The following is a 22092-nucleotide window of genomic DNA, read 5'->3' on the forward strand; positions in this document are numbered from 1 at the left end:
ACATAAAAACGGAATTTGATTCCATTTTTGAATTTATTTCCAAAAATCAATATACTGCGGCCATCGACGCACCACACCGCACACAAAACACATGCACACGTTCCCTCTGGCCGTGATTGGCGCTGGCGTGATTGGCCGGACCCACATCGAACGCATCCTGAAAACACCCGATTTCACTCTGGTGGGCGTGGCTGAACCGGGCGAGGCAGGCCGCCAGTGGTGTGCCGAGCGCAACATCCCCACTTTTGAAAACCACGCCGCTTTGCTGGACGCCACCCAGCCCCAAGGCGTGGTCATTGCCACGCCCAACGCCACCCATGTGGACGTGGCCGCCGACTGCATGGCGCGGGGCATTGCGGTGCTGATTGAGAAACCCGTGGCCGACACCTTGGCTGCCGCCGAGCGTCTGATCCGGCTCGAAAAAGACACTGCCGTGCCGGTGCTGGTGGGGCACCACCGCCGCCAGAATCCGATCTTGCAAAAAGCCCGCAAGATCATTCAGGATGGACGCCTGGGCCAGGTGGTCAGCGCCAACGTGATGGCCCACTTTTACAAACCTGCCGCCTACTTCGATGTGGCCTGGCGCCGCCAGGCCGGTGGTGGACCGGTGTTGATCAACCTGATCCACGACATCGACATGCTGGTGTATTTGCTGGGCGATGTGCACGCGGTGCAAGGCAGTCTGTCCAGCGCGGTGCGGGGCTTTGAGGTCGAAGACACCGGTGCGGCCTTGCTCGAATTTGCCTGCGGCACACAAGCGGTGATGACGGTGTCAGACACCGCTGCATCCCCCTGGTGCTGGGACTTGTGTGCAGGCGAGCAAAGCCAGTACCCCCGCCAAAACGTGCAGTCGCATTTCCTGTCGGGCACTCAGGGCGCGTTGTCGCTGCCCGACTTAGCGCTGTGGCACTACACCGGCGAGCGTCACTGGCACCACGAAATGACCCGCGAACAAAGCAATCTGCACGAGATCGACGTGTACGTGCAACAACTGCGGCACTTCCGTGCCGTGGCCGAGCGGCGCGAAACACCGATCTGCTCGGCACGGGATGGCTGGCGCACCTTGCAGGCCACACAGGCCTTGCTGCAAGCGGCCCGCACCGGGCAGCGGCACATCTGTCCGGCATTCCAGCCATGAAGGAAAACACATGAGCGGCGTACTCGAACGAACCCTGGGCATACTGGAATTGCTGTCGCAGCACGGCGAAGGCCTGGAGCTGGCGGCCATTGCCGACCAACTCGACATCCCGCGCAGCGGCACGCACCGCCTGTTGACCGACCTGGTGCGCCTGGGTTATGTGCGCCAGACACGCGGCCACGGCGACTACCTGCTGACCACCAAACTGGTGTCGATGGGCCTGTCCTACCTGAGCAACAGCGGCATCGTGGACATTGCGCAGCCACTGCTCAACCGCCTGGCCGAAGTCTCGGGCGAGCTGGTGCGCCTGTCGGTGGTCGACGGAGAGCGCCTGACCTGGGTGGCGCGTGCACAAGGTGCCCGGCAAGGTCTGCGCTACGACCCCGACATGGGCAGTGATGCGCGGCTGTCATGCTCGTCCTCGGGCTGGGCTTTGCTGTCCACGCTGAGCGATGACGAGGCTTTGGCCTTGGTCGCCAAACAAGGTCTGGGCCTGCGCGAACAATTCGGCCCTGCCGCCCCCACCAGCCTGCAAGCGGTGATGGCGGCGGTGGCCCAAACCCGCGAGCGCGGCTACAGCATGACCACCGACACCTACAGCATCGGCCTGTCGGCCATGTCGGCCCCGGTGCGTTTTGCGGGTCAGGCCGCTTTTGGTGTGGTGACCGTTGCCGGCCCCACTGTGCGCTTCACGCCCGAAAAAATGCAAACCCTCGCGCCCGAGCTGATCAGCATCACGCAGCAACTGGCCGCGTCGAGTGGCGCGTCGCCCTTCTTCAGCCTCACCGCCGAAACCGGCAGCGCCGCGTCCACCGATGGACGCAAGCCGATTTACGCAGTCTGACCTCAGCGAATTGCCCATGCCTTCGACCCCCCCACCTGATGACACCTGCGACCTGCTGGTGGTGGGCTCTGGCGCGGGCGCGCTGTCGACCGCCGTGACCGCAGCGCACCTGGGGCTCAAAGTCATCGTGGTCGAGAAAGACACGCAATACGGCGGCACCACAGCCTGGTCGGGCGGCTGGATGTGGGTGCCGCGCAACCCGCTGGCCGTGCAAGCGGGCCTGCTGGAGCGCATCGAAAAACCCCTGTCTTACCTGCGCCGCGAGCTGGGCGACAAGTTCGATGAATCCCGCGCCCTCGCCTTCTTGAACAACGGCCCGCGCATGGTCGAGTTCTTCCGTCGCCACACCGCACTGCAATTCATCGACGGCAACGCCATTCCCGACTTTCACGGCCACACCCCTGACGCGGCCTTGGGTGGCCGCTCGATTTGCGCAGCGCCGTTTGACGCCCGTCAGCTGGGCGCACGCTTGCACGACCTCAAGCCCCCGCTGCACGAGACCACGCTGTGGGGCATGGGCATCGCCTCGGGCGCAGAACTGCGCCACTTTCTGAACGCCCTGAGCAAACCCTCGTCGTTCTGGATCGTCAGCCAGCTGGTGCTGCGCCACTGGCGTGACCTGCTGGTGCACCGCCGTGGCACGCGCTTGGTCAATGGCAACGCACTGATTGGCGCACTGGCCAAGTCCGCCTTCGATTTGGGCGTCGACATTCGCGTGAACAGTCCGGCTGTGCGCCTGCTGCACGGCGAAGGCCGGGTGAACGGGGCGGTGGTTCAAACACCGCAAGGTGAACAAAGCATCCGTGCGCGTTGCGGTGTGGTGCTGGCCACTGGCGGCTTTCCGCACGACCCGGCGCGCAAACAGCAACTGCTGCCCCACGCGCCCACGGGCCACGAACACTGGTCGGCGGGCAACCGGGGCAACACCGGCGACGGTCTGCGAATGGGCGAAAGCGCTGGCGGTGTGGTGGCGGACGATCTGGTGCAAGCCGCCGCGCTGGCCCCTGTTTCGCTGGTGCCCCGCGCGAACCCGGGCAGCAAGCGCAACCAGGGCAGCGTGGCCCACTTCCCGCACCTGATCGAACGCGCCAAGCCCGGCCTGATCGCGGTCAACGTGCAAGGCCAACGTTTCACCAACGAGGCCAACTCGTACCACGACTTCATGCAAGGTCTGCTGGCCACCACGCCTGCTGGCCAAGCACCTGAAGCCTGGTTGGTCTGCGACCACGCTTTCATCCGCTATTACGGGCTGGGTGCCGTCAAACCCGCGCCCATGCTGCTGAGCCCCTGGCTGAAAAACGGTTACCTGAAACGCGGCCATAACCTGACCGAATTGGCCAAGAACTGCGGCATCAACGCCCAAGCCTTGCAAGCCACTGTGCAGCGCTACAACGCGCTGGCGCAAGACGGCAAAGACCGCGACTTTGGCAAAGGCGAAACACCCTACAACCGCATCCAGGGCGACGCCATCAGGGCCGCTCGTCACGGCCTGCGCAACCCCTGCATGGGCCCCATCACGCAGGGCCCCTTTTATGCGGTCAAAGTCGTCATGGGCAGCTTAGGCACCTTTGCCGGCTTGCGTGTGAACGACCATGCACAGGTCATCGACGCACATGGGCAAGCCATTGCCGGCCTGTATGCCGGCGGCAATGACCTGAGCAGCATGATGGGTGGCCACTACCCGGCGGGCGGCATCACGCTGGGCCCGGCCATGACTTTTGGCTTCATTGCCGCACACCATGCCGCAGGGCGCGACCCGTCAGACACCTGCGAATTTCCGGTTCCAAACACATCCACCAACACCCCGAAAGACAACACCATGTACTACGAACTCGCTACCATGACTTTGCCCTTTGGCACCGCAGGCCAAGCCGCCACCCAGGTGCAGGCTTTTGCCAGCGCCCCCGAAGCGCAGGGCGAACTGCTGGGCTGCTGGTTCACCGACATCGGCGTGCTCAACCAGATGGTCGTGCTGCGCGGCTTTGCCACGCTCGACGCTTTGCAAGCCGAACGCGATCGCACGCAAAAACACAGCAACCCCTTTGGTTGCGGCGAGATTTTCCAGACACTGGAGCAGCACAGCTACAAAGGCTTCCCCTGGATGAAGCCGGTGCGCCCCAGCGCCGAGTCGGGCATCGCTGGCCCGGTGTACGAAATCCGCACCTATGGCATCCGAACCGGCGGCGTGCAGCCCACCATCGACCTGTGGGAACAGTACGTGCCCGCACGCGACAAACTCTCGCCATGCGTCGTGGCCATGGTCGCACTGGACGGCCCGCTGCGCTTCACCAACATCTGGGCTTATGACAGCCTGAACGCCCGCAGCCAGATTCGCGGCGAGGCCGTGGCCCAAGGCATCTGGCCGCCCAAAGGGGGCCCCGCCCACCTGACCACGCACATGGTCTCCACCATCGCCATGCCCACAGCCGTGTCACCTTTGAAATGACCATGGCCCTCTAGACGCCTTAGCCCCCACAAAACAACCGTCATGAGCCAACGCATCTACTCTCTGGCCTACCTCAGTTCGCACCGTTGCACACCGGCACAGGCGATCGGGGTCGCCGCGCAAACCGGCTACCACTTTGTGGGCCTGCGCCTGTGGCCCAACGCAGCGGGCGCCCCACAGCAGCAGTTGCTCGGCCAGCCTGAGGTTTTGCGCGAAACCCTGGCGGCGCAACGCGACACCGGCGTGGGCGTGTTTGATCTGGAGATCATCCGCATCGGCGAACAGTTTGACCCTCACACCTGGGACGCGCTTTACGACGCAGGTGCTGCCCTCAAAGCCAAGGCCATTTTGGTGGCGGGTGATGACCCCGATGAAGCCCGGCTGACCGACCACTACGCCCGCCTGTGCGAGGTGATGAAGCCGTTTGGCATGAGCGCCGATCTGGAGTTCATGCCCTGGACTGCGGTGAAAGACGCCAAGTCAGCGCTGCGCATCGTGCAAGGTGCGGGCATGCCTGCCAACGCCGGCATTTTGGTAGATGCGCTGCACTTTGGCCGGTCCACCACCACGCTCGATGACATCCGCGCCATCCCGCGTGAGTTGCTGCACTACGCACAAATTTGCGACGCCCAGGCCGGGCTGAACTTCAGCACAGAGCAAATGATCCACACCGCCCGCTGCGAGCGTTTGCTGCCCGGCGACGGCAACATCGATGTGCAAGGCCTTTTTGACGCCCTGCCCGCAGACCTTCCGGTGAGCGTAGAGGTGGTGAACTTTGGTCGCGAGGCGAACACATCAGTCCACGATTGGGCCGCCGAATGCCTGACCAAAAGCCGCCCATTTGTACAAGCCTGAGACCTTAAGGTGATGGACTGCGCACACTTCAAGGCCTGAATTCACCTTGTGCGAGAGCGGTCAGCTCAATCGCTTGAGACCACCAATGTCACCCGAGGGGCCCATGTGGATGCCAGCACCGGCGCGCCCAGGAACAACTGCTCTGCGGGCACATTCAACGCAAGCAAAACCGACCGAACATGACTGGCGCGGGCTTGTGCCAGCTTGCGCATGTTCGCGTCGTCTACCGATATGGCCGCCAGCAACAAGGCTTCCATGTCGGCTGACGGCAAATCCTTGACCAGGCCCAGCAGATTGCGCGGCTTCGGAATCGGCGAGCGCCTGTAAACCAATTTGAGCAAAGCAGGATATTCCTCTGGGCTCACGTCGGTCACCGCCGAGACGTCCTGACCATCCCGGGTCATGCGTCGCCGTTTTTCTGCCAACACCGATTCGTGCAGCAGCAACTTGCGCAAAGCCTCGCGCTCTTTGTCCAGATGGGCCTCACCCACGATGGTCAGACGCAGCGCAGGTTTGTCCAGCATCAACTGCGCCACCGTCTTCAGTTTCTGCTGGGTCTCATCGTCCAACTCGGCACGGCCGGGTGCAAAGTTCATTTGCTGCAACGGGTCTTCGGTCGCAAAAGCGCCCGAAATCAAACTGAAAGGCGCGATGACGGTTTTGCCAATCAGGCTAAGAACCATTTTCCAGATGATGGGCCCCACACGGAAATCGGGGTCATTGATGGAGCCGCTGACCGGCAGGTTGATGTCAATCACCCCGTTGCGGTCGGCCAGCAAGGCGACCGCCAGTTTGACCGGCAAGTTGGGGGCATCCGCACTGTCCGACCGCTCACCGAAACGCAATTGGTTCAACACAATTTGATGCTTTGCTTCAAGTTGACCCGCAGCATCGATCTGGTAATTAACTTCAGCCGAAAGCTTGCCTCGCTCAATGCCGTAGCCCGCATATTTGCTGCTGTAGGGCGAGAGTTGGGGCAGCTCGAGATCGCGCACCAGGCCACGCACATCCAAAGCGACAGGGCGCGTGAGCGGGTTGATGCGCCCCGTGACATCCAGGCTGCCTGAGCCGGCCACCCGCCCGCGCAAACTCAAGTCGGCCAAGGCCGCATCGGCACCCTTTACCTGGCTAGAAACGGCACCCAAACTGCCGGCCAGCTCGGTGATGTCTGCCGAATAGTTGGGCCGAATGAACTGGTCAGAAAACAAAACCCGGCCTTTGAGCACGCCGATTGGACCCAACTCGATCAAAGCCGGCACATCGGGTGTCTGCGCCGCAATGGACGGCTCGGTCTTGACCAGATTTTGCAAGTTGAGGTGGCCCTGGTCATCGATGGCCACGCGGGCCAAGAAATCGCTCAAGACCGTTTCTGCAATTTTCAGCCGCTTCATCGCCCCGCCGTCAACCTTCAGCTCAACCCCGCGCAGGCTCAAGGCCTGGGTGTCCAGCAAGGTCTCCGCGTCTGAGCGGTTCAGCGCATGCAGCTGATCAAGCGTCAGATTGCCCTGCACATCCAGCCCCAGCCCTGCATCGGGCAGCGCCAGATTCAGCCCACCCGAGTAACTCAACTCAGCCCTTCGCAGATCGAAATGAACCCGGTCCGCCCAATAAGCCTGCAGCCTGTGCAAGGGGAAACGGCTCAGCTCCAAACGCCCTTTCAGCTGCAGCGGCGTGGCTTTGGCTTGCCCGGCGGCCACAGACGGCAATCGAAAAGCCCCGTCAAAACCCAGCTTGCCCGACTGACGGCGCTGGGTTCCGGTGGTGAAATCAACTTTGACTGTGGTCATTTGCGGCGATGTCGCCAAGGGCTGCCAGGCACCCACACTGAGGTTCAAATCCCGCGCATCCAACTTGGCACCACCGGGCACAAAACGGTCATCCAGATTCAGTACGCCGCTCGTGACTTGCAACGGCCCCAACACCAGTTGCCAGGGCTTGGCGATCGCCTCTTGTGAGGGGCCCGAGGGGGTTTCGACCCGCCAGTCCTCGACCATCCAGCGACCCTGGGGGTTGCGGCGGGCATTCAACAACGGCCGACTCCAGGCCACGCGTCCCACACGCGCCTGCTGCGCAAAGACATCCAACTCGACCTGTTCGAGGGCCAATTCGGCCCACCCGGCCTCGGGCTGCTCAGGCGTGCCCAGCAACACGTCGGTCATGCGGATCTGGGGCGCCTTGAGCAGCAAAGAAGCCGGTAGGGTGCCTGCTGCGGCTCGCCAGTCCAGACTCAGCTCTGCAGAAGATTTGCCAGACAAGCCCGGGCGAAACAATTCGTACCAATAGGGCGCAACGCTTATCAAAGGCACATCGCGCCACGTCATGCGTGTCTGGGCACTGCTCAGGTCGGTCGTTCCATCCCAAGACACATTCGCCCCCTGCAACAGGGCCTGACCGTGGAAGGAGGCCAGCTGGCGGCTCGGCCAACTGAAGTCCTGGCCTTCGATCGCCAGCTCAGTCAGTGCCAGACTGGCCGGCATGGCGACTGCAGCGTCTTGCCAATTGAGTTGTCCTGAACTGATCTGAAGCCGCTTGAGGGCGAAGTCAGCCCCCTTGCTTGCGGGGGCCTGCGCAATCGTCGTTTGCGGCACAAAAAACCGCTGCAAGCGGACCCAGTTCAATTCACCATCAGGATCACGCCGAAGGCTCAACACCGGCTTGTCCAGCCTCAGGGTGTCCAGTTTGAAAACACCTTCCAAAGGACGCCACGCATCGATTTTCAAATCCATCCTGCCCAACTGCAACAAAGGCCAATCGGTGCTCTTGAGCGTCTCATGGAGTTGCAGGTTTTGCAAAGCCAGATGGCCCGACACAGACAACTCGGGCGCAGTTTGTTGCCGGAAATCAAGGCGAATGTCCATCTCCAGCCGCCCGTCTACCAGCCGTACAGGCCAGACTGCAGGCCAATAGGGCAGATAGGGCTTGACATCGAACCCCTTGACCTGAAAGCGGGCTTGCGTGTGCCTGTCCGGAACAAAGGGGGTTGTTTCTGCATCCGTGTCAAAGGCAGAACCATTGAACTGGAAGGCCAGCCTGGGGTGGGTGGCCACCTCGCGCCGTCCGCCGATGTTGCTCAAAAAGGGAATCGCCAGATGCACGTCGCTCAGTGTGTGGGTGACGGATTTGGGCTCATCACGAAACTGCACGCCTCCGCCAGCAATCTGAATATTGAACAAGGAAAAACGGGGAACACCCGCGCCTTGGGTTTCCGAAGCCGCAAAAACGGCCAGCACATCGTCGATGTCAAAACGGCCTTGCCCTCGGTACGCCAGCTGCAGCTGCGGATTGCGCACCAGCACAGCATCGGCCACGGGTGCCCACAAGAACAGCGACTGCATGGAGACATTGACCTCGACCTCGTCGATGCTCAACTGGGCTTGGTGCAACGGATCTGGAGCACCGGCTGAAGCCACGCGCAAACCACGCACGATCAAGCGCATTGACCAAGGCCGGAAAACCACTTGCTCAGCCGTGACCACACGCCCCAGCGTTTGGGTGCCTTGCTTTTCAATTTGCCACTGAACCAGTGCCGGCACTGCCGCCCAACTGATCGCCCACAGCACCCACACGCCGAGTACGACAAACAAAACCCGACGCTGCCAGCGCTGCAGGAGACCCACATTCATGATCGACTCTTGGTAAAGAACAACAAGCGCGATTTTCGGCGATCGGAGGGCACAGATGTAACGCCAAGGATACAAATCGACCGAAACAGCCCGTGTCCTCACTCATGGCCTGACATGGCATGGCAACAGGCACAAAACGGCCCCGATAGGCCAGGCCTGCCAACGAGGCCGCCAGCAGACTCAGGTGGACTTGCTGGCCTCTGCAGCAAAGCCTGGACCGGCAGGATGGAAAAACGGCGTCGGCATGCTCTGAAAATCAATTTTTTCCAATGCAGCATCTTGTGCAAAGTGCCGCCAGTCTTGGACCAAGGTCGCATTGGCCGAGATCAAACGCCCCTGGGGGTCTTTGAACCACAGCATGAAAGGCTGTGTGGCCAACAACTCTTGCTGCTGACGCTCGATCGCCAGTTCTTGGGCCGTGATTTTTTTCTCTTCGGTCATATCGATCATTACCAGGCGGCACTCATCGCCCAATTCGTCAAGCGTGGCATCGACTCTGACGACCACCTCTGCACGGTGCGCGGTGGCACAGAGAGTCACCTCGCAATAGCGACGGCACTTGCCACTCAAAACTTCCTGATGGAAATCCATCAGCGTGGCCCGATCGGATGGCACCACAAAGTCCATCAGCGGGCTCAGCGTGCGCTGCGAACGCTGGATGTCCAGCATGATCGCGCCGGCTAAATTGGTTTGAACCACCCGACCTTGTCGATCGAGGCTGACAAATCCGACCGGGGCAAAATCGTAGGCGTCTTGGTATTTGTGCAAAAGCGCATGGTCTTGCCCGTCGGATTCATGGCCTTGCAGTTGCAATTCCTCGGCGACTTCCTGTGAACGCGCCTGCCGCTCATACAAACGCCGTGTCTCAGCGCAAATCAACGAGAAACACTCACAAACCGTGTCGCTCAAACCATCCCGATCCCGAATATGGATTTTGCCGCGACCACTGGACACCAGCCCTGCCGTCTGCAATTTGCCCAAGGCCTGCGTGATCGACTCACGGCGCACACCCAACATATTGGCAATCGTTTCATGGGTCACGTTCAATTGGTCACTGCCAACAGCATCCTGATTGAACAAGAGCCAATAAGAAAGACGCTCGATGACCGAGTGGTGGGTTACGCAAACAATACTCTGGGACATTTGCATGATCAGGGACTGGACATAACAAAGGGCCAGTTGCTGTAACTCGCGGCACCGGCTGAGTTCAGCTTGAAAGACGTCGACCGGCATTCTGTAGGCCTGACCCGCACACTGGACCACGGCTCGGTGGTTCATAGAGCCGCTGCCCAAAACCAAGGAAACACCCACCATGCCATCCCGACCGGTCATGGCCAACTCTGAACTGTCGCCATCGGCGGTGTGTGAAACCAATGAGGCGGTGCAGGTGGTTGGAAAATAAACAAATTCCAACGATTCTCCAGACTCGCAAATCACCTGTCCTGCCGCCAGATGGACGGGTTTGAGTTGCTCTGACAAGCGTGCATAGTGACTCAAGGGAATACCCGCCAAAATTCGGTTTTGACGGGCACTGTCGGTGATGGGGTAAGACATAACAATCCTTTCTCGCGCCAAGGCGCTTCCATTCACAAAATCAAACCAACTGAAATTTCTGCAACGCTCTGGCGTTGCTCGCCAAAATCCGGCCATGACACCCCCCCCAAGCCTGCAGGCCCGCAAGGGTTTGCAATCAGCGGGGATGGACTCAAAGGAAATATGCCGTGCAACAAAGCATCGATTTCCTCCGGGCTGACAATGGCTTTTGGCCATGACGCTGTTGATGGCAAAGGTTTTGAAAGCATGGTCAATCCAGTCATTAACTTGGGGAAATTCAACAAAGGATCAATACATCCCCCGTCGCTTGACTTCATATTGGTTCAATTGAAAATGAATCACCACTGATCAAATGATTTGATCGTGTATGCATGCAGACATATATCCAACGATCAAACGGCTTTCGGGCGCATTGGCTACCCGAAAAAGATAATCAAAAAACGGTAATGGCTTGATTTAACAAGGCATATACGTCATCGTTTTTGATAGGCGGAAAAGGGGTTCCGATTCGACATCGGATGTGCCTCACAAATCAAGATCACGCATGGTGTGTTTCTTTTGGCATATCGCCTTCTAGCGACCGGTACATAACCACAGGCTGACAACCTCGGTTCAGTCAAAACACACCCAATGCTGAATGGGCAGACGCCCCTCGAGTGAAGAACATGCTTGTGCCGCCAGCCAGAAACTTGCAGCTCCCTGATCGGGAAACAGATCAAGATTTGTCGGCCTCGAGAGCCGCGACAGCACAAGGAGTTCATCATGACCAAACATGCCACCTTCGGTAAAAAACCTTTCTCGCTGAAAGCCGAACACGACGACACCGACACCAGCGATTCATCTCTTGATGGACAACGCATCGCAGCCCTCAGCAGCATGGCATCGGTGCCGACCCTCACAGTGTCAGCCCCCACACCCAGCGCCATCACCTACCCCAGCACCAACGTCAGCAAGGTCTACCAGCATTGGGCCGATGGCGATGCCGCCAAGGGAACCACCCCCGAATGGAACAACAACATCCTCTCGGACAGCAAATCGGATTACTTCGAAGGCGAAGTGGTCCCTCATGCCTATTTCTACAAGGCCAGTAACAACACACCCTTGATCAACGGTCAGACCTACTCGTTCAACGTGACCTACAACTACTACCAGAGCAACACCAATGCGGGCGGGTTTGTCTACATGACATCGCCCAACGCTGACCGCAGCCCGGGCAGCTTTGCTGGTGGGGACACGCTACCCGACAGCACCTTCACCAACGGTGGCGGCATGCAGGGGTCGTTTTACACGGTCAACGCCAACATCACCAACGTCAGTGGCGTGACCTACAACGGCAGCTCGAGCAGTTCTAAAGACGCCGTCGTCACCATCTCATTTGTCTACACCGGCCCCAACACCACCTATGGCGGTGCCGAAATCCAGTACGGTCTGCTGATTGCCGCCCCCGGTGATGTGCCCGACCAAGGCAAAGGCATGACCGATGGCGCCAACGCGTGGACAGGTGGCTCCCTGCAAACCACAGTGGACATTGGAGGCAGCGGTGCCACGTCTATCCAGCTGGCACCTTCGGCCATCATCGTGGGCGAGATCAGCGGCGTGAAATACAGCGATATGGACGGCAACGGCATTCGCGATGCCGATGGCGTCGACAACCAACTGGGCACAGCCGATGACGAAGTCGGCCTCACCAACTGGAAAATCTACATTGACCATGACAAGGATGGCGTTTGGGATTCGAACGAACAATTCGCTCTGACCGGTGCAGATGGCAAGTACGCCCTGTCGGTGGTCCCAGACTCGGACCGCACAGACACCGACAACGACCCCTACACCGTTCGCGAAGTGCAGCAAGCTGGCTGGGTACAGACCACCACCAACCCAGCGCCCATCCTCATCACGGCGCTGGATCCCAAAGAAATGAATGTGGACTTTGGCAACATGATGCTTAAGCCAGGTCTGAACATTGTCAAAGACGCGGCCATTGATGGTGGCTTCGCCGATGCAGCAGGCGATGTCATCAACTACAACATCTCAGTTGAAAACACCGGCAACCAGGCATTGACGGGTGTCACAGTTACCGACACCTTCATCAGCAACCTGACTCTGCTGGTCGATCCAGCGACCACTGCAGACGGCGAGTTGGACGTGGGTGAAACTTGGTACTACAGCGCCACGCACCTCGTCACACAAGCCGAGATCGATGCTGGCCAAAACATCCTCAACGTCGCCACAGCCGACTCGGACCAGACCGGGTCTGACACTGACGACGCTTCGGTGCCTGTTGCACAAAAACCCCTGCTCAACATCGTCAAGCAAGCCAGCATCGATGGCGGCACCGCCGACAGCGCCGGAGAAATCATCAACTACACCGTCACAGTGGAAAACCAGGGCAACCAGACCCTGACCGGTGTTAGCGTGACTGACCCCTTCATCGGCGCATTGACCTTGGTGAAAGATGCTGCATCTGAAGACGGCAAGCTGGGCGTGGGCGAGACCTGGACTTACACCGGCAGCCACACCGTCACGCAGGGCGAAATCGATGTCGGCCAAAACATCCTCAACGTTGCCACAGCCGACTCGGACCAAACCGCCCCCGACACGGACGATGCTTCGGTGCCTGTTGATCAAAAACCCCTGCTCAACATCGTCAAGCAAGCCAGCATCGATGGCGGCACCGCCGACAGCGCTGGAGAAATCATCAACTACACCGTCACGGTGCAAAACCAGGGCAACCAGACCCTGACCGGTGTGGACGTGACCGACCCCTTCATCACAAACCTGACCTTGGTGGAGGATGCCGCATCTGAAGACGGCAAACTGGGCGTTGGCGAGACTTGGACTTACACCGGCAGCCACACCGTCACGCAGGCCGAAATCGATGCTAGCCAAAACATCCTCAACGTCGCCACAGCCGACTCGGACCAAACCGCCCCCGACACCGACGATGCTTCGGTGCCTGTTGAACAAAAACCGAGCTTGGCCATCGACAAGGCCATCCTGGGTGTGGCGGGTGGCAATGGCAACGGCAGTGTGGATGCCGTGAACGACGTGATCAGCTACGCGGTCACGGTCAGCAACACCGGCAACCAGACGCTGAGTCAGGTCACCGTCAACGACCCCTTGACCGGACTGAGCATCACGGGCGTGACCTTGGCCCCCGGTGCCAGCCAAACCTATCTAACCAGCTACAGCGTGACGCAGGACGACTTGGACGGTTATGGCGGGGGCGATGGTTTTATCGAAAACACCGCCACGGCCGATAGCCTCCAGACAAACGCCGTCAGCGACACCGAAGAGATTGAGCTTTTTGTGCGCGCCGCTTTGTCCATCGACAAAACCTTGATCAGCATCACCAACGGCAATCTGAACAGCGTGGCCGATGCCGCAGGTGATCGACTGAACTACAGCGTGACCGTGAGCAACCTGGGCGTACTGACACTCACCAACGTCAGTGTGGTGGACCCCAGTACCGGCTTGGACATCAAGGGCCTGACCTTGGTCCCCGGCGAAAGCAAGGTGGTTGAAACAAGCTATGTGATAACCCAGGCTGACTTGGACAACAACGGCGGCGGCGGAGGCGGCGGCGATGGCTACATCGACAACACCGCCACTGCCGATTCGGACCAGACCTTGGCACTGAGCGACACCGAGTCCACTGCCTTGTTGCGCACCGTCGGGCTGGGACTGGAGAAAAAAGTCACCAGCATCGAAGGGGGAATCCTCAACCAGTTTGCCGACTCGGCCGGAGACATCATTCACTACACCATCCGGGTCTATAACGCCGGCACCGTGACCCTCACCGGTGTGACCGTCACCGACGCTTTGACCGACCTGGCACAAACTATTCCCAGCCTGGCACCGGGCGAAAGCACCACTTACACCGCCGACTACACACTGAAGCAAGCAGACCTGGACGACAACGGCGGCGGCAACGGTTATCTGGAAAACACCTCGGTCGCCGATTCAAACGAAACCATGCCCGTCACCGACACCGAAACCGTGCAGTTGCTGGCCAAGCCCATCTTGTTCGTGAACAAATCATTTGTGAACGTGACCGGTGGCAACGGCAACAACTTGGTCGATGCGGTGGGAGACCAACTCAATTACCAGATCCTGCTGGCCAACCCTGGCAACGTCACGCTCACCGATGTGTCGCTCGTTGAAAACCTGACGGGCCTGACCGATAAGGGCTTGGTCTTGGACCCCGGTGATGTGAAGGTTTACAACGTGACCTACACCCTGACGCAAGCCGATCTGAACGACAACGGCGGCGGTGATGGTTATGTGGACAACATCGTCACAGCAGACAGCTTGGAGACCCCGACCGCCAGCGACACCGAATCGGTGCCCCTGCTGCGCAGCATCGGCATGGCTTTTGATAAAGAGTTTGAGGGCGTGAGCGGCGGCAACAACAACGGTTTGGCCGACTTTGCAGGCGATGTGCTGAACTACAGCTTCACCGTCACCAACCTGGGCACCGTCACCGTCACCAACCTGCATGTGGTGGACGATCTGACCAAGCTTGACCAGGTCCTCGCCACACTCGCACCGGGTGCCACGCAGACCTACACGGGCAGCTACGTCCTGCAGCAGTCGGATCTGGACAGCGATGGCGGCGGCAATCGCCAGATCGAAAACTACGCCACAGCCGACACCGACCAAACCGCTCCACTGACCGACTCTGAAGGCGTGACGGTGATCTATGACGCGCAGATCGACCTGACCAAGTACGTCTCGGTGGACGGAGGCGAGAGTTGGCAGGACGCGAATGCGCTCACAGGCCCCCTGCTGTCGCAGGCCTCGGGCATCGACCCTCTGTTCAAGTACACGGCGCTCAACAACGGGACCGTCACCCTGAAAAACTTGACGTTGAGCGATGAGGCCTTTGACCTCAATGGCGGGGCCGATGGCAGCGATTGGCTGTGGGGCGATCTGGCACCAGGAGACTTGGCCGAATACATCTTCGAGGCGCCTTTCGCCTTGGGACAAAACTCGGGCGATGCCCAAGTCATGGCCAGCACCGCTTACGCGCCGGTGCAGGACATCGACAACGCTTACTACCTGGGCGTGTGATGACAGGGTCATGACCGAATCACGCTTTGTTGCTACCTTGACACGGCCAAACAAAGCCTGAGTCAAAGCCCATCGCTTGGGCTTACCCGTTTGACAGGGGGTTTACCGTTTTGCCGGTAAGCCCCCTAGTCATTTTCCGGAATGCCCCCAGCCATGCCGCCCGCCTAAGCTGAAGCTTCCGGATTTTTTCTGCATTGCCCCTCTTCTTTCATGACCCTCACCCTGCCCCACCACTGCACACCCTTGTGGCTGCCGCCCTGTACACGCGTTGCCAGCCTGCTGGCGGCGGGACTGCTGGCCAGCCTGCCCGGCACTGGCGCCGCGCAAAGCCTGCAGCAAGCCGTCCAAAAAGCCCTGACCGACTACCCCAGCGTGAGCGCAGCGCGCTACCAAAGCGAGGCAGCTCAGGCCGACATCGCTCGCGCCCGTGCCGCACACTGGCCTCAGCTCTCTTGGTCGGCCCGATACGCCAGCCACCCTCTTGCAGGCAGCACCGAGCGCTGGTTCCAGACCCCCAATCTCAGCCTGAACCTGTGGTCCGGCGGCCGCATCCAGTCGGATGTGGAACGCGCCCAAGCGCTGGCCTTGGCCAGCCAGAAGCAGCAGCACATCACCCGCGACGAGGTGGCCCTGCTGAGCACCGAAGCCTATTTGCAATGGGCCCATCAACAAAGCATGCTGACCCTGGCGCAAGACAACTTGGCCCAGCACGCGAGCATTCTGAACGATTTCGAAAAAATTGCCCAAGTCGACACCGGCCGCCGCATCGACCTGGACCAGGCCCGCGTGCGCCACGACAACGCCCGACTGATCCAACTTAAAACCCTGACCGAACTGGACGCAGCCGCCCAGCGCCTGGCCCGCCTGCTGATGGCACCGCTGCCAGCCGAGCCGGTAGGCCTTGACTTTGCGCTGCCCACACGCCACGCCGATCTGGCCCAAGCGCAACAAGACCTGCACGACCAGCACCCGGTGTTGGCGCAGTGGCTGGCCCAGCGCGACGCAGCGCTGGCCAGCGTGCGCTATGCCCGTGCCCAAAGTGCGCCCACGCTCAACCTCACACACAGCAAGTTGGCCACCAACGGTGTGGACGAAGGCCGCTTTGTCACGCAGCTCCAGCTCAACCTGCCACTGCTGGACGGTGGCAGCGCACAAGGGGCCGAAGAAGCCGCCTTGGCGCGGGTGCAAGTCATCGAGTCACAGCTGCAAGAAGCCCGACTGGTGCTGCAAGAGCAACTGGCCATCGCTTGGAGCGACTGGCAATCAGCGATCACCCGCGCCGAACTGGGCCAGCAACAAACCCTGACAGCCCAGCAACTGGCCACCGGCTACGCGCAGCAGTTCAGGGTGGGCCGCCGCGCCTTGCTGGACCTGCTCAACATCCAGAGCGACCTTTACACCTACCAAAGCGCCGCGCTCACGGCCAGCCACGAAGCACGCACCGCACAGGCCCGCGTGCTGGCCACGCTCGGCCAGCTGGCCGACGCCTTTGCAGTCAGCCCCGATACACCCACCACACCCCGGTAACACCATGGACATGCCAAGCTCAATTTCCACTGCCACGTCGCTTCTGGACAAGGCCCTCGCGCCGCACCGCGTGGCGCCGCCCGAGCGCGACCCACTGCTGGTGTGCCTGGCGCTCACGGCCAAACGCATCGACCGCGAGGTACACCTGTCAACACTGCGTGCGGGTTTTGCGGTGGACGACGAAGGCCGCATCCCCTGGAGCGCCTACCCCGACCTGGCGAGACTGCACGGCATGGTGGCGCTGTGGTCACGCACCACGCTGGCGACCCTGCCGCCCTATGTGCTGCCCGTCATCGTGCCTCTGCTCGACGGCCGCGCCGCTGTGCTGCTGGCGCAAAGCGGACAAACCGCACGCGTGCTGCTGGCCGAATCGGGTATGACCGAGATTGAAATGCCCCTGCCAGAGCTGCAAGCGCTGGCACACAGCGAAGTCTTGGTGGTCAAGCCCGCCGCGCAAAGCTCGGCCCAGCAAATGGTGCCCTACCAAGGCGAAGCGCTGGCCTGGTTCTGGAGCACGGTATGGCGGCACAAAGGCTTCTACATCGAAGCCATGCTGGCCGCTGCTGTGGCCAATGTGTTGACCCTCGCAGCCGTGTTTTTTGCCATGACGGTCTACGACAAAGTAGTGCCCAGCCAGGCCTACACCTCGCTGTGGACCCTGGCTCTGGGCACCACGCTGGCCATCGTGCTGGAGTTCGGCATCCGCTGGCTCAAAGCACGCTTGGTCGATCTGGCCGGGCGCAAGGCCGACCTGAGCCTGAACGCCACACTGCTGCGCGAAATCATGGCCATCCGGCTAGAGCACCGGCCCCAGTCGATTGGCATCTTTGCCAGCTCCATGCGCGACTTCGAATCGCTGCGCGACTTCATGTCCTCGGCCTCCATGGTGATGCTCGTGGACATGCCCTTTATTTTGCTGTTCCTGGCCCTGATCGGCCTGATCGGTGGGCCCTTGGCCTGGATCGCGGTGCTGGCCGTGCCCTTGCTGGTGCTGGTGGGCGTGTGGGCACAGCGGCCCCTGATGCGGGCCATGCGCGAGAACATGAAAGAAAGCGGCGACAAGCAAAGCGTGCTGGTCGAGTCTTTGCTCAATCTGGAACTGCTCAAGGCCCACAACGCCGAAAGCTACCTGCAACGGCGTTGGGAAAAAGCCAACCTGGCCACCACCGATTCATACAAAAAAATTCGCGCCCTGAGCAACCTGATGCTGGGCCTGACGGCCAGCATGCAGCAGCTGGTGACCGTGGGCATGGTGGTCTTTGGCGTTTACATGATCGGTGACAACACGCTCACCCTGGGCGGACTGATCGCCTGCGTGATTCTGGCCGGCCGCGCCATCACGCCGCTGGGCAGCGTCATGTCGCTGGCAGCACGCTACCAGCAAGCGCGCACCGCACTGGACACGCTGGACGCACTCATGAAACGCCCGCGTGACCGCGACGGCTCGCGCCGCTATGTGGTACCCCAGCACATCGCCGGTGAACTGCGAGCGCAGGCGCTGTCCTTTGCTTACCCCGCCGAACAACCGATTCCGGTCATCCGAGAAATATCACTGACGCTGCCCGCGGGCCAACACCTGGCGATGCTGGGCAAGATCGGCAGTGGCAAAAGCACGCTGCTGCGTTTGCTGGCCGGGCTCTACACCCCGCAAAGCGGCCAAGTGCTGATCGACGGCATCGACCTGCAACAAATCGAACCGGCAGAGCTGCGCGGCCGCATTGGCTATGTGGGGCAAGAGGCGCAATTGTTTCTGGGCACGCTGCGTGACAACCTGGTGCTGTCAGACAGCTGGATCAGCGATGCCCGCGTGACCGAGGTGCTGCAGAAGCTGGACCTTTACAGCTTGGTGGCACAACACCCCCGAGGCCTGGACATGCCCCTGACCGAGGCCGGTGGTGGCCTGTCGGGCGGGCAGCGGCAAATGCTGGCAGTGGCCCGGCTGATGCTGCGCGATCCAGCCCTGGTGTTCTTGGACGAGCCCACCTCGATGATGGACCAGGCCAGCGAAGCGCGGGTGATCGAGGTGCTGGGCCATTGGCTGAAAGGGCGCACCCTCGTCTTGAGCACCCACCGCCTGCAGCTGCTCGCCTGGGTCGACCGGATCGCCCTGATCGAACACGGTCGCTTGTTGGCCGAAGGCCCGCGCGACGAGATGGTGAAAAAACTCAGCGCAGCGCCGTCACCCCGCAAGGCCAGAACAACCCCGGCCAAGGCGGGCAGCAGCCCACCTTCTCCAGGTCATGCGCCAGAGCAGGCGTCAGCACAGACAGCCCCCGCCCAAGCCGCCGCTTGAAGCCCCAGGAGTTCACATGTCCCTTTTTTCACGCAAACCCTCAGCCGCTGCAGCCCTGTCCGGGCGCAGCATCGAAGACGACGAGCGGCGCACCAGCCGCTACCTCATCCGCACCATGGCCCTGGTGCTGGCCGTCGCATTGATCTGGGCCGCCAGCTTTCAGCTCGACGAGATCACGCGGGGCACGGGCAAGGTCATCCCCTCCAGCCGCGAGCAAGTGATTCAAAGCCTGGACACGGGCGTTTTGGCCGAAATGCTGGTGCACGAAGGCGACGCAGTGGTCAAAGGCCAGGTGCTGCTGCGCATCGACGATGCGCGGACTGGCCCGATGTTCCGCGAAGCGCGCGAAAAATGGCTGGCGCTGTCAGCTCAAGCCGCACGGCTGCAGGCCGAGGCCTATGGCATGCCGCTGCGTTTTCCGGTCCATGTGCAAAGCCAGACCGACATTGTCAAGCGCGAAACCCAGGCCTTTCGGGCCCGCAGGCAAGCCCTGAACGAGCAAATGACCGCCATGCAGCAGTCTCTGACACAACTGAGTGCCGAGCTGGACCTGGTCGCCCCACTGGTGGCGCAGGGCGTGATGTCGCAGGTCGAATTGCTGCGCCTCAAGCGCCAGCAAGCCGACTTGCAGTCGACCATGTCAGAGCGGCGCAACCGCTACCTGACCGAGGCCAGCAACGAGTTGGTGCGCGTCGAGTCAGATCTGGCACAAACGCGTGAGAACACCTTGGCTCGCGAAGACGCACTGCGAAAAACGGTGGTTCGAACCCCTATGGATGGCATCGTGAAAAACGTGCAATACACCACCTTGGGCGCTGTCATCCAGAGCGGCCAAAGTATTCTGGAGATCGTGCCGGTGCAAGACGAGATGGTGGTGGAGGCCTATGTCAAACCCTCAGAAGTGGCTTTCCTGAAAGTCAACCAGCCCGCCGTTGTGAAGCTGAGCGCCTTTGACTTCAACAAATACGGCGGCCTGCAAGGCGTGCTCGAGCACATCAGCCCCGACACTTTGACCGGCGATGGCAAGGGCCGAGCGCCTGGCAGTCCGCCTGTGAACCTCGAAGAAGGCCACTACCGGATTTTGGTGCGCATCACCGACACCCAACTGCACCGCCATGGCATGGACATGCGCGCCAGCCCCGGCATGTCGGCGCTGGTGGAAATCAAGACCGGCCAAAAGACCGTTCTGGAATACCTGCTGCGCCCGGTGCAAGCCCTCACGCAGGCACTGCGCGAGCGTTGATTTTTTTGCGGTTGAACCCGCCCCCTCCGAGGGCGCAGGCCCATTCAGCCAAACCTCAGCCCAACGCGAGAGGAAAGTCCCATGAGCGGCATCATCGGCATCGCATCCACGGGCAACGCCCTGCACGGCGTGTTGCAAGGCTTGCAAGGCTTGCAGCAACTGGCCCCAAGCGGTCACCATCACTGCGGTCTGGTGGTGCACGGTCGCCAGGGCCACACGCCCAGCCCACCACGTCTGCACCGCCACCGCCGTGCGCAAGGCGCGGCCGCCTGGCTGCAACCACTGCGCGAAAGTCCTCTGGCACAGCCCTTCAACGAGTCGCCCTTGAACGCGAACAGCGCGCAGAGCCTGAACGGGTTGAACGGCTTGCATGGCTGCGTGGCCCTGGGCCACACCGGGCCCTCTGGCGGCACCGGCCCGCAGGACTTGCAACAAGCCTTGCCCCAACTGAGCCACGGCCCTAAGGCCCACCTCAACAGCCCCACCCGCGTGGCCGTGGTGTTGCACGGCATGCTGCAAGCCAGCCCCGCGCTGCGCGAAGCCTTGACCGAACGGGACTACCACTTCAAAAGCGACAGCGATGCCGAACTGCTGGCCCACCTGATCGACGCCTCCTGCCAGAGCGATCCGGTGCAAGCCCTGCACCGTGCGCTGGGCTTGGTGCAAGGCCAGGTGTGTGTGGGGGTGCTGTTCCACGAACACCCTGAGCGCGTGTTTGCCGTGCGGCGCGGAGGTGACTTGCATGCAGCGGCAAGCCCCGGTTTGCTCGCCTGGTCTAGCCACCCGGCGGCTTTGCCTGCGGGTCTACAAGCCTTGCCAGTCTGGCCCGACGGACAGGTGCTGGAAGTGCACGTACACCCCCATGGCATCACGCACCAGTTGCACAGCTGAGGCTTTTTGACGGTGTGCACACCCTTTGATCCAGACCCGATTTAGGCCGAACTGCATAGCCAAACAGACCCGAAGATCAATTCAAAAATCGCTTCCTTTTTTTCAGAATGAAGCCACTTCGCCGTGCCATCGCACCGGACTGAAGTGAACGCTGCAAGCAGCGTTTCAAGGCGCAACAACCGGCACACAAGCGGATGAACTGCGCGAATTTTCTGAAATCAACCAATGAACGATCCATGAACACAAAGCATTTGAAACAACTCGGGGCCATGCTCACCTTGCTCGCTTGCGCCAGCTTGCAAGCCGCAGGTGGGGCGAGTGATGGTTCTGGAGGTGGCGCAGGGGGAAGTGCAGGCTCCGGCACGGGATCAGGTGCGGGTGGTCCGGCAAGTCCTTCGGGCGCGGTCCTGGGGGCTGGGCCCAACGCATCGCGGGGCAACGCCGCTCAGATGCAAAACCAGCACCGCACGCAAAAGCAAACCTTGGCACAAACGCAAACGCAAATGCGCAGCCAGGAACAGTAACAACTGCGCACGCGCTGAGCCCATCTCGCCATCCTCGTATGGCTGTTCCGATGCTCGCCATTCAGGCTGAGCACCTTCTTT

At 60.9% G+C, this 22092-nt stretch carries 13 protein-coding genes and 1 pseudogene; 11 read left to right on the forward strand and 3 right to left on the reverse strand.

Features of this window, described 5'->3' with window-relative positions:
* The first annotated feature begins 91 nt into the window (after positions 1-91).
* The 5 genes and pseudogenes from ACZ5RG_RS08520 (at position 92) to ACZ5RG_RS08540 (ending at position 5283) form a co-directional block, all read left to right on the forward strand.
* Positions 92-1138, forward strand: coding sequence for a Gfo/Idh/MocA family protein (locus ACZ5RG_RS08520; RefSeq protein ID WP_464446820.1), 1047 nt, complete (start codon positions 92-94; stop codon positions 1136-1138).
* A 10-nt stretch (positions 1139-1148) separates the two neighbouring features.
* On the forward strand, positions 1149-1982 hold the full coding sequence (locus ACZ5RG_RS08525; protein WP_298599360.1) for an IclR family transcriptional regulator: 834 nt from the start codon (positions 1149-1151) through the stop codon (positions 1980-1982).
* Positions 1983-1998: 16 nt separating this feature from the next.
* Positions 1999-3732: pseudogene (locus ACZ5RG_RS08530) on the forward strand (FAD-dependent oxidoreductase); the annotation flags it as partial.
* 69 nt (positions 3733-3801) lie between these two features.
* Positions 3802-4428 carry an NIPSNAP family protein gene (locus tag ACZ5RG_RS08535; RefSeq protein WP_409418227.1) on the forward strand — a complete coding sequence of 209 codons (627 nt, stop codon included), beginning with the start codon at positions 3802-3804 and terminating at the stop codon, positions 4426-4428.
* A gap of 42 nt (positions 4429-4470) precedes the next feature.
* Positions 4471-5283, forward strand: a complete 813-nt coding sequence (locus ACZ5RG_RS08540; protein ID WP_312259654.1) for a sugar phosphate isomerase/epimerase family protein — start codon at positions 4471-4473, stop codon at positions 5281-5283.
* A 65-nt stretch (positions 5284-5348) separates the two neighbouring features.
* Here ACZ5RG_RS08540 and ACZ5RG_RS08545 read toward each other — a convergent pair whose 3' ends face one another.
* The 3 genes from ACZ5RG_RS08545 to ACZ5RG_RS08555 all read right to left on the reverse strand — a co-directional run bounded on the left by ACZ5RG_RS08545 (position 5349) and on the right by ACZ5RG_RS08555 (position 10777).
* Positions 5349-8906, reverse strand: a complete 3558-nt coding sequence (locus ACZ5RG_RS08545) for a DUF748 domain-containing protein (protein ID WP_464446821.1) — start codon at positions 8904-8906, stop codon at positions 5349-5351.
* Positions 8907-9086: 180 nt separating this feature from the next.
* Positions 9087-10460 (reverse strand): helix-turn-helix domain-containing protein, encoded by a 1374-nt coding sequence (locus tag ACZ5RG_RS08550; RefSeq protein ID WP_464446822.1) that lies wholly within the window; start codon positions 10458-10460, stop codon positions 9087-9089.
* Positions 10461-10492: 32 nt separating this feature from the next.
* Complete coding sequence (locus tag ACZ5RG_RS08555) at positions 10493-10777, reverse strand: hypothetical protein (RefSeq protein WP_464446823.1); 285 nt, start codon at positions 10775-10777, stop codon at positions 10493-10495.
* A 445-nt stretch (positions 10778-11222) separates the two neighbouring features.
* Between ACZ5RG_RS08555 and ACZ5RG_RS08560 the strand changes: the two genes are divergently transcribed.
* From ACZ5RG_RS08560 to ACZ5RG_RS08585, 6 genes are all read left to right on the forward strand, one after another.
* Positions 11223-15533 (forward strand): beta strand repeat-containing protein, encoded by a 4311-nt coding sequence (locus ACZ5RG_RS08560; protein ID WP_464446824.1) that lies wholly within the window; start codon positions 11223-11225, stop codon positions 15531-15533.
* A 210-nt stretch (positions 15534-15743) separates the two neighbouring features.
* Positions 15744-17060: a TolC family protein gene (locus tag ACZ5RG_RS08565; protein ID WP_464446825.1), complete on the forward strand. Its 1317-nt coding sequence runs from the start codon at positions 15744-15746 to the stop codon at positions 17058-17060.
* A gap of 4 nt (positions 17061-17064) precedes the next feature.
* Positions 17065-19353: a type I secretion system permease/ATPase gene (locus tag ACZ5RG_RS08570; RefSeq protein ID WP_464446826.1), complete on the forward strand. Its 2289-nt coding sequence runs from the start codon at positions 17065-17067 to the stop codon at positions 19351-19353.
* 16 nt (positions 19354-19369) lie between these two features.
* A complete protein-coding gene (locus tag ACZ5RG_RS08575; protein WP_464446827.1) occupies positions 19370-20596 on the forward strand; it encodes a hemolysin secretion protein D in 1227 nt (408 codons plus the stop codon).
* A gap of 81 nt (positions 20597-20677) precedes the next feature.
* On the forward strand, positions 20678-21487 hold the full coding sequence (locus tag ACZ5RG_RS08580; RefSeq protein WP_464446828.1) for a class II glutamine amidotransferase domain-containing protein: 810 nt from the start codon (positions 20678-20680) through the stop codon (positions 21485-21487).
* Between the two features lie 236 nt (positions 21488-21723).
* A complete protein-coding gene (locus tag ACZ5RG_RS08585) occupies positions 21724-22011 on the forward strand; it encodes a hypothetical protein (RefSeq protein ID WP_298599336.1) in 288 nt (95 codons plus the stop codon).
* Positions 22012-22092: the final 81 nt, after the last annotated feature.

Source organism: Limnohabitans sp. TEGF005, assembly GCF_055394835.1.